7 protein-coding genes are annotated in these 8,383 nt (G+C 67.3%); 5 read left to right on the forward strand and 2 right to left on the reverse strand.

The features are described from left to right. Positions 1-102: 102 nt before the first annotated feature. Genes ABZ810_RS10290 through ABZ810_RS10305 form a run of 4 tightly spaced genes read left to right on the forward strand, consistent with a single transcriptional unit; the run spans position 103 to position 6,534 of the window. Entirely contained in the window at positions 103-1,854 is a 1,752-nt protein-coding gene (locus ABZ810_RS10290; RefSeq protein ID WP_358401678.1) for an ATP-binding protein, read from the forward strand. A gap of 26 nt (positions 1,855-1,880) precedes the next feature. After that, a complete protein-coding gene (locus ABZ810_RS10295; protein WP_358401680.1) occupies positions 1,881-3,053 on the forward strand; it encodes an exonuclease SbcCD subunit D in 1,173 nt (390 codons plus the stop codon). Next, positions 3,053-5,500 (forward strand): SMC family ATPase, encoded by a 2,448-nt coding sequence (locus ABZ810_RS10300; RefSeq protein ID WP_358401682.1) that lies wholly within the window; start codon positions 3,053-3,055, stop codon positions 5,498-5,500. The genes ABZ810_RS10295 and ABZ810_RS10300 overlap by 1 nt, the downstream gene beginning before the upstream one ends. A 2-nt stretch (positions 5,501-5,502) precedes the next feature. After that, on the forward strand, positions 5,503-6,534 hold the full coding sequence (locus tag ABZ810_RS10305; RefSeq protein ID WP_358401718.1) for a hypothetical protein: 1,032 nt from the start codon (positions 5,503-5,505) through the stop codon (positions 6,532-6,534). Here ABZ810_RS10305 and ABZ810_RS10310 read toward each other — a convergent pair. Then, positions 6,521-7,258 carry a hypothetical protein gene (locus tag ABZ810_RS10310; RefSeq protein WP_358401684.1) on the reverse strand — a complete coding sequence of 246 codons (738 nt, stop codon included), beginning with the start codon at positions 7,256-7,258 and terminating at the stop codon, positions 6,521-6,523. The two genes, ABZ810_RS10305 and ABZ810_RS10310, sit on opposite strands and share 14 nt — an antisense overlap. A 125-nt stretch (positions 7,259-7,383) precedes the next feature. Here ABZ810_RS10310 and ABZ810_RS10315 point away from each other — a divergent pair, with 125 nt between their 5' ends. Further along, positions 7,384-7,644, forward strand: a complete 261-nt coding sequence (locus ABZ810_RS10315; RefSeq protein WP_358401720.1) for a restriction endonuclease — start codon at positions 7,384-7,386, stop codon at positions 7,642-7,644. 339 nt (positions 7,645-7,983) lie between these two features. Here ABZ810_RS10315 and ABZ810_RS10320 read toward each other — a convergent pair. Then, positions 7,984-8,383: integrase core domain-containing protein (locus ABZ810_RS10320; protein ID WP_358401686.1), on the reverse strand; the 400-nt coding region annotated here is incomplete at its 5' end.

Raw genomic sequence — 8,383 nt, forward strand, 5'->3', positions numbered from 1 at the left:
AGGGAGGGCGCGCCGACCTCATCGTGTAAATGGCGGACTTAGAGGGATCCCGGGTGCCTATGCTTGGCGGTCGAGGGACATTGCTACTGAGGGAGGACCCGGATGGCCGATGGCGGGGAGGTCATCGGGAGGGTCCTCGGAACTCAGTCGGCCACGCCTCTGTCGTTCTGGGTCGGCTTGGAGCCGGGCAAGGTGGTCCAGCTGGACGAGGTGGTGGTGGCCTGGCGGGAGGTGCCCGGACGGGGTCGCGTCATGATCGCCGGGGTGGTCACCAACGTCGAGGCCCGGCACGAAGGCGCGAGTTACGACTCGGACGTGTTCCTGATCTCCGAAGGGATCCTGCCCGCCGCGGTGGTCGAGTCCGCGGAGGTGTCGGTGACTCGCGTCGAGCCCGAGATCTACGTCCCGCCATTGCCGGGGACGGTCGCTGAACGGGCGGGAGCCGGAGACAGGGAGCGTGCCCTCTATTTCGACGTCATGGAGCGCCGGATACCGGTGGGGCTCGGAAGGGACGGCGAGCCCGTCCACGTGAATCTGGAGTTCCTGGACGGCACGCGCGGGGCGCATGTATCGATCTCCGGGGTGTCCGGCGTCGCGACCAAGACCTCGTTCGCGACGTTCCTCCTCTATTCGATCTTCAACTCCGGGGCTCTGGGTGCTGAATCGGCCAATACCAAGGCATTGATCTTTTCCGTGAAGGGCGAGGACCTGCTCTTCCTGGACCACGCCAACAACCGGGTGGACGAGACCGCGCGAGCCGCCTACCGGCGCCTGGGACTCACACCAGGGCCGTTCGGAAGTGTGCAGGTCTTCGCTCCGCCTCGGCCTGGTGATCCGAACGGTGTCCCGCACGTCTCGGCGCGCACCCGGGACGTCGGCCCCTTCTACTGGACCCTCGCCGAGTTCTGCGCGGAGGAGTTGCTGGGGTACGTCTTCGCCGACAACGAGGACGAGCGAGCCCAGTACACACTGCTGATCGGCCAGGTCGCCGCCCGGCTTCGCCGGGACGCCGAACAGGCGAGCGATGGCGGCGCTGTGCGGGTCCGGAACCCCGACGGCGGGCCGAGCGAGGTCTGCCGTACGTACTCGGATCTGGTGGACCTCATCTCCGACGGGCTGACCGATGACGCCGAGCGCGCCCAATGGGGCGGGAACCTCATGGGGCTCGGGACCGTCAACGCGTTCCTGCGACGCCTGCGCTCGTCCGTACGGCCGCTGTCGTCGATCGTCAGAGGCGACCTCCCTCCTCGGCGCGACCGATCGATCAGCACCTCGGACGCTCAGGTCACCATCGTCGACCTCCACAACCTGCCCGAACGCGCACAACGGTTCGTCGTGGGAGTCGTGCTGCGCGGCGAGTTCGCGCGGAAGGAAGGCACCGGCAGCGCACGTCCGCTGTTGTTCGTGGTCCTGGACGAGCTGAACAAGTACGCCCCGCGCGAGGGCGGCTCACCGATCAAGCAGATCCTGTTGGACATCGCCGAACGAGGCCGCTCGCTCGGCGTGATCCTCATCGGCGCCCAGCAGACCGCCTCCGAGGTCGAGCGCAGGATCGTGGCCAACTGCGCGGTGCGTGTCGCCGGTCGGCTTGACGCCGCGGAGGCGGGGCGGGCCGAATACGGCTGGCTTCCGCCCGCGGCCAGGGCGCGAGCCACGATCGCCAAACCCGGCACCATGTTCGTCGGGCAGCCGGAGATCCCCGTACCGCTTGCCGTCGAATTCCCGTTCCCCGCCTGGGCCACACGCCCATCCGAAGCGGGCGGTACCTCCGGGGGACCGGCGCTCTCCCCGGGATCGCCCAGCGATCCGTTCTCCGGGCTCGAAGAGGCGGACGAGGATCCGCCACCCTTCTGACCCTGGAGCCTTCCCCTGGAGCCTTCATGAAGGTGCTGCACACCGCCGACTGGCATGTCGGCAAGGTGCTCCGAGGTCGATCCCGCGCCGAGGAGCACGCGAGAGTCCTCGCCGAGATCGTTGAGCTCGCCCGCGCCGAGGACGTCGACGCGGTCATCGTCGCGGGTGACGTCTTTGACACGTCGGCGCCCACGCCGCCTTCGCAGTCGCTGGTGATGCGGACCCTGCTGGCTCTGCGCGAGGAAGGGAGGGAGGTGGTCGTTCTCGCCGGCAACCACGACGATCCCCGCCTGCTGGAGGTCTACCGACCCGTTCTTGGGCCGCTCGGCATCCACGTCATCGGGAAGTTCCGCCGCCCCGAAGAGGGCGGGGTGGTGTCCTGGACGACGCGCGGCGGGGAACCCGTCCGGCTCGCGCTGATGCCCTTCCTCTCGCACCGCTACGTCGTCCGTGCCATGGAGACCCTCACCGACACCCCCGATCAGCACAACCGCCGCTACGCCGACCGCTTCGCGCGGCTCGCCGAGGCTCTCACCGCGGGGTTCACCGACGACACCATCAACTTGATCACCGCGCACGGGACGCTCCCGAACGGGAAGATGGGAGGCGGGGAGCGCGAGGCGCAGACGATCTTCTCCTACTACTTCGAGGTGAACGCGTTCCCGCCCAGCACCCAGTACGCCGCGCTCGGCCACCTCCACCGGCGCCAGCAGATCACCGGGCCCTGCCCCATCTGGTACAGCGGCTCGCCGATCGCCGTCGATTTCGGGGAACAGCAGAACACTCCCGGCGCTCTGCTGGTCACTCTCGAACCAGGACGTCCCGCCCGGGTCCGTGAAGCGGTCTTCGAGAACGCCCGTGTCCTCCGTACGGTCAACGGTTCTCTTGACGAGCTCGAGGCGATGGCCGAAGACCTTGAAGACGCCTGGTTGCGTGTCGTGGTGGCCGAGAAGCCGGTGGCCGGCCTCGCCGATTCGGTGCGAGAGATCCTCCCGAACGCGCTCACCGTCGATGTCGACGAACGGTTCCGACCCACCATCTCGCGCAGGAGGGACGGCGGGGGAGCGGGAACAGCCCGTACGCCGGAACAGATGTTCCGCGACTACTTGAAGGAGACCAACCGGGAGGACGAGCGGATGGCCGCTCTGTTCGCCAGACTGCACAGGGAGATCCTCGAAGGCGCGGAGGGGAACGGCTGATGCGCCCGATCTCTCTCCACCTGGAGAACTTCTGCAGTTTCCGGACGCCGACCACGATCGACCTTCATGATGTCGACTACTTCGTGCTGGTCGGCCCGACCGGAGCGGGCAAGAGCACGATCATCGACGCGATCTGTTTCGCCCTCTATGGAACGGTGCCGCGCTGGGGCAGGGAGAACACGGTCTCCTGGGCCCTTGCCCCTTCCGCGACGTCCGGGAAGGTCGGGCTGGTCTTCGAGGCGGCCGGTCGCCGCTACGGGATCGTCCGCACCCTCGTGCGCAACGCCGCAGGGAGAGTCGGTACGAGCGAGATGCGGTTGGACGAACTCGATACGGGGGTGGATCCTGCCCAGGGTACGCACGCCCTCCTCGGCGCCTCGGTGAGAAACATCGCCGAGGGCAGGCGGGTCACATCCGAGACCGAGCGTCTCACCGGACTGGAATACCGCCACTTCACCCAGTGCGTGATCTTGCCGCAGGGCCGCTTCGCCGAGTTTCTCCATTCGGCACCGCGTGACCGCCAGGAACTGCTGGTGCAACTCCTGGATGCCGACGTCTTCGAACGCATCAGGCGCAGGGCCGTGGATGTGGAGAAGGCGGCCGCGTCTACCGTTCAGGCGGCCCAGGGGCAGCTGGACGCTCTCGCGGATGCGGACGAGGCGGCAGAGGTCGAGGCGGTCAGGCGGCTCGACGAGCTCAATAGTCTCTCCACCCAGGTCAATGCCGCTCTGGGAGACCTGCGCGTGCATGACGAGCAGGTCGCGGAGCTGGAATCGGAACGCGGCGGCATCGACCATGCCCTGCACCTCCTCGACGCGGTGGAGATGCCCGGCCATGTGTCCACGCTCGCGGAGGAATTGCGCGCCGCCCATGCCGAGACCGCCCGGCTGGACGGCGAGGTGGGCGACAGCGAGCGGAAAGAGGACCAGGCCCGCGAGACATTGGCAGGGCTCGGCGACAAGACCGACCTCAAGCTGGCCGTCGAGGCTCATGCCGAGAGCCGACGCCTCAGGGACGAGGTCGAGGACCTCCAGTCAGACCTGGAGGTCGCGCGTTCGACAACCCAGGAGGCCGAGCTCCAGATCGGCCGGGCCCGCGACCGTCTGACACGCGCCGAGGTTCGGCGCGACCACGCTCGCGACGCGCATGTCGGTGCTGACCTGGCCAGGCGCCTGACCGTCGGCGAGCCCTGTCCCGTCTGCCGGCATCCCGTTGCCGAACTTCCTCGCCACCCCGCACCGGCCGATCTCGACGACACTCAGCAGGAGGTGACGGCACGGGCGGCTGAGCTGGAGCTACGGCAGACGGCCCACCAGGAGGGCCTGGTCAGGGTCGCAGGCCTCAACCGATCCCTGGACGACCGTCAGGACCAGCTCTCGGTTCAGCTCGACCAGGTGCGGGCTCATCCGGACGTTGAGGTCCTGAACCAGAGGCTCGGCGCCATCGCCGCAGCGGAGGAGGAAGCCGGGCGGGCACGCCAGGCCGCGGTGTCGGCGCGCACCTTGCGGGCCGAGGCCGAGCGGCGTTGGGCGGAGCTGAAGAACGAGGCCGACCGGGCGCATCGCGAGTTGGACGCCGCTCGGGACTCCTTGGTCGCGCTTGGGGCACCTCAGGTCGAGCGCTCCGATGTCCACGTTGCCTGGAGCTCCCTGGTCACCTGGTGCGGCGAGACCGCGGATGGACGCCGCAGGGCCGCGGCCGACCTGGACGCGCGCCTGGAGGGCTTGCGATGGCGACGGGATGACGAACGTGACGCGCTCGGCCGACTGCTGGACGCTCATGGCGTCCTCCGGCCCACCCCAATGGAAAGTGACGCGATCGGCCGAGCTGTGACGGCGGACGCCACCCGCGCCGAGACGTGGCTTGAGCGAGTGCGCGACAACCGGCGCCGGGCCGAGCGGCTCGGTGATCAGATCCGGAGGCACAGGGAGGAACAACAGGTCGCACACGAACTGGGGCAGCGGCTGCGCGCCAACAATTTCGAGAACTGGTTGTGCGGAGAGGCGCTGGAGCTGCTCGTCATCGCCGCTTCACAGACCCTGCGTGAACTCTCCGATGGGCAGTTCGAGCTGGTGCTCGACGCGAAGAATGCGATCGAGGTGATCGACTACGCCGAGGCGGGCATGCGCCGGAGCGTGCGCACACTCTCCGGCGGAGAGACCTTCCAGGCGTCACTGGCATTGGCGCTGGCGCTCACCGATCGGGTCGCCGGCCTCGCCGCAGCTGACACGCGCAGCCTGGACTCGATCTTCTTGGACGAGGGCTTCGGCACGCTCGACCCGGCCATGCTCGACACCGTCGCGACCACGCTCGAACGCCTGGCTTCAAGCGGAGACCGGATGGTGGGGATCGTCACGCACGTCCCCGCTCTGGCCGAACGAGTGCCCGTGCGCTTCGAGGTCACCCGCGACGGCAACGGCTCTCACCTGGAGAAGAAGACCACGTGACCATGACCCCGGCCGCCGTGGGCGCCATCACCGTCGACCCCTGGGACCCTGGCTACGCCACGTCCCTGACCGCTGAGGCCCTGGCCGAACTCGACGCGACGTCGGCCGAGCTCGACCTGAGCGTGGAACTGCCCGCCGCACGGTGGCGTCCGATCACGCCTGCGGCGGCGCCGGGCGGTCCCGTTCTCGTCGCCGACGGTGTGCGGCGCATCGAGGCCCGGGTCTGGATCAACGGTCTTGACGATGGGATGCCGTCTCCGGGAATCGCGGCGTCGTATGCGGCCGGTCTGGTTCGCTGTGAGCCCGGCACCGGCGGACTCGCCCGGCTCACATCCGTCGACGTCCGTCGTTCGATTTTCAGCCCTTCGTCGCAATCCAACGAAATCCACACCTGGGCGGGCTCCTACGCCTCCTTTCGGGCTCGCGATGGAAGCGCGGAACAACTCTCCCTGGCTCTCCAGCGCCAGCTGACCGCCCTGGAGGTAGAAGTGGCGACCGAGTATCGCGCCGCCATCGACGAGGACGAGCTTCTCATCGTCGACGGTCCTCTCCGGGGCCGCACCCAGTTGCCGCGTACGGTCGGGTACATCAAGGCGCACCACGCCGGCTACCTGCCTGACCTTCAGTCGGACATCGTCGGCGCGCTACGCCCAGGCCAGCGAACACCCGTCTTTCTGATGGGCACCAGCTGGCGTCGTTACTCCTGGTACCTTCGCCTGCCCACACGTTCAGCAGCGCCCTGGGCCGGCATCGCCCGCTGCGAAGCGAGCACGACCCTGTCGCAGGAAGCGGTGACCGCTCTGGCGGATCACGCGACCGGAGCCATCCAGACGCTCGCCGGTGTCGACTACAAGGACCCGCGTGCGCCCCAGAACCTCATCCCCGTAGGCGGCTTGGAGAGGCTCCTTCGCCACCGCCTGGGCGATGCCGGCGTCCTCTACCGAGCTCTTCTGGCCGCCACCGCCGACGGCGCGTCCACAGCCTCCGCCGACGGCACGCCTGCTGGACGGCCCCGGTCGGCTAGCGATAGCTGATCTTTGGCTCGTGCTCGAATCCCATGGCGGCCTCCCACTTGCCGTCCGGACGCTGACGGATCTCCACGTCGTGCAGGATCAGCGCCGCAGGACCCTTGATGAGGAGCTCGCCCTGTTCGATCACGGCGGTGACGGCCCTGCCCGTCTGCAGGTAACCGATCGGCCGCCGGAGTTGCTCCAGGGTGTCGATGATCTCTCTCTGCGCTGTCGCATCGAGGCCGGGAACGTGTGTGCTGAGCCTGGTGAGAACGTCCCGCAGAGGTCCCGGTGCCACCTGGGACAGCGCGGCGGCGACCGGCCCGGCGAGCTGTGAGTCGTGGCGCGCGACTGCTGTTAGGAGAGCGGAGGGGCCTTGGCTTGGCCTCGCGTACACCTGGATGCCGAACGCCTCAGGAAAATAGTGGGCCTGCTGGCTGAGGGTGTCACCGCAGATGACCTCCTCGGCGGACATGCCGCTCGCGACCAGTGCGCCCTTCTGCAGGTCTCCGGGCTGTTCCAGCACGTTGGTGACCGTTGCCAGCCGGATCTCCCCGGAGGCGAGTTCTTCGAGCGTGGTCCCGGTCGGTGCGACGACCTCCAGCTTGAGGACCGCGCTGATGCGCTCCGAGTCGCCCTCGGCGCGTACGCAGGCGAGCAACCCTCCATTGGTCCGCTTGTTCATGTGCCCGATCAGTCTCTTCGTCAGGATTCCCGCCGCGTTGACGAACTCCTCGGCGTCCCCCATGTGAAGTGACTGGAAGAGCGCCTGGCCTTCGGGGTCGGTAAATCGTCCGGGCGGAGGAGAGTCCGGTTTCTGCGACATCTGCTGTAGAGCCCGGATGTGGTCGGTCCGACTACACCTTTCAGACGCTGTCTGATGCTGAGTTCGAATATTTTGTCCGCGACCTCCTCCACTCCGGGCTGGGGCTCGACCTGCACGCCTACCCGAGTGGGCGGGACCAGGGGATCGATCTCTTGTGGATCCGGCCGGACGGCTATCGGATCGTGGTCCAGTGCAAGCACTATGTGAAATCCGATCGGTCAAAGTTCATCGGGGCCGTAAAAAGGAACTCGCTAAGGATGGCTACAGGGGGGCGGACAGATACATCCTGGTCACCTCCCATCCGATGACCGGCCAGACCGAAGCCGAGGTCATGGAGATCCTCGGCATACCCCAGGACGACGTATGGGGGCCACAGAGACTGAATGCCGCGCTCGGGGAGTGCCCGGATGTCGAACGCCGGCACTTTAAGGTCTGGCTCTCCTCCACGAATGTCCTGGAGTCGATGATCAACGCCGGTCGATGGAGCCGCTCCCACGCGATGCTGGAGGCCGTCGCGGACCGGGCGAAGTACTGGGTCGAGACCCCTTCGTACGGCAGGGTTCAGAACACCTTGGAACGGGAGGGTGTCTGCATCCTTACTGGTTCGCCCGGGGTCGGAAAGTGGACCGCCCCGGCAAAGTTGGAGGCTAGATCGGTTGGTTCTCGATCGCCGTGCCGGTGCCAGCGGCTGATCGGTGGAACGTCTCCTCGTACTCGGCCGGAGGGACGTTCCCGCAGTAGGAATGTAGCCTTTCAGAATTGTACCAAGCAACCCATTTCATGGTGGCGATCGTCACATCCATGACGCCTATCCATCCACCGTGGAAGTCGATGAGTTCCTTCTTGTAGAGACTGTTCAACGACTCAGCGGCGGCATTGTCATACGAGTCGCCCTTGCTGCCAACGGAACGTGCAGCACCGATCTGGTCGAGTCGCTCGGCGTAACGGATGAAAGTGTATTGAACGCCCCTGTCTGAATGGTGGACGAGGCCGTCTACAGCGCCACCACGAGCCCAGATCGCCATTTCCAGGGCGTCGAGCGCCAGA

Source organism: Spirillospora sp. NPDC047279 (assembly GCF_040643285.1).
Classification (GTDB): Bacteria; Actinomycetota; Actinomycetes; order Streptosporangiales; family Streptosporangiaceae; genus Spirillospora.

Excerpts from the sequence above, each read along its gene's own strand:
- ABZ810_RS10290 (WP_358401678.1), top strand. The coding sequence starts at position 103 with ATGGCCGATGGCGGGGAGGTCATCGGGAGGGTCCTCGGAACTCAGTCG.
- ABZ810_RS10295 (WP_358401680.1), top strand. The coding sequence starts at position 1,881 with ATGAAGGTGCTGCACACCGCCGACTGGCATGTCGGCAAGGTGCTCCGA.
- ABZ810_RS10300 (WP_358401682.1), top strand. The coding sequence starts at position 3,053 with ATGCGCCCGATCTCTCTCCACCTGGAGAACTTCTGCAGTTTCCGGACG.
- ABZ810_RS10305 (WP_358401718.1), top strand. The coding sequence starts at position 5,503 with ATGACCCCGGCCGCCGTGGGCGCCATCACCGTCGACCCCTGGGACCCT.
- ABZ810_RS10310 (WP_358401684.1), bottom strand. The coding sequence starts at position 7,258 with ATGGGGGACGCCGAGGAGTTCGTCAACGCGGCGGGAATCCTGACGAAG.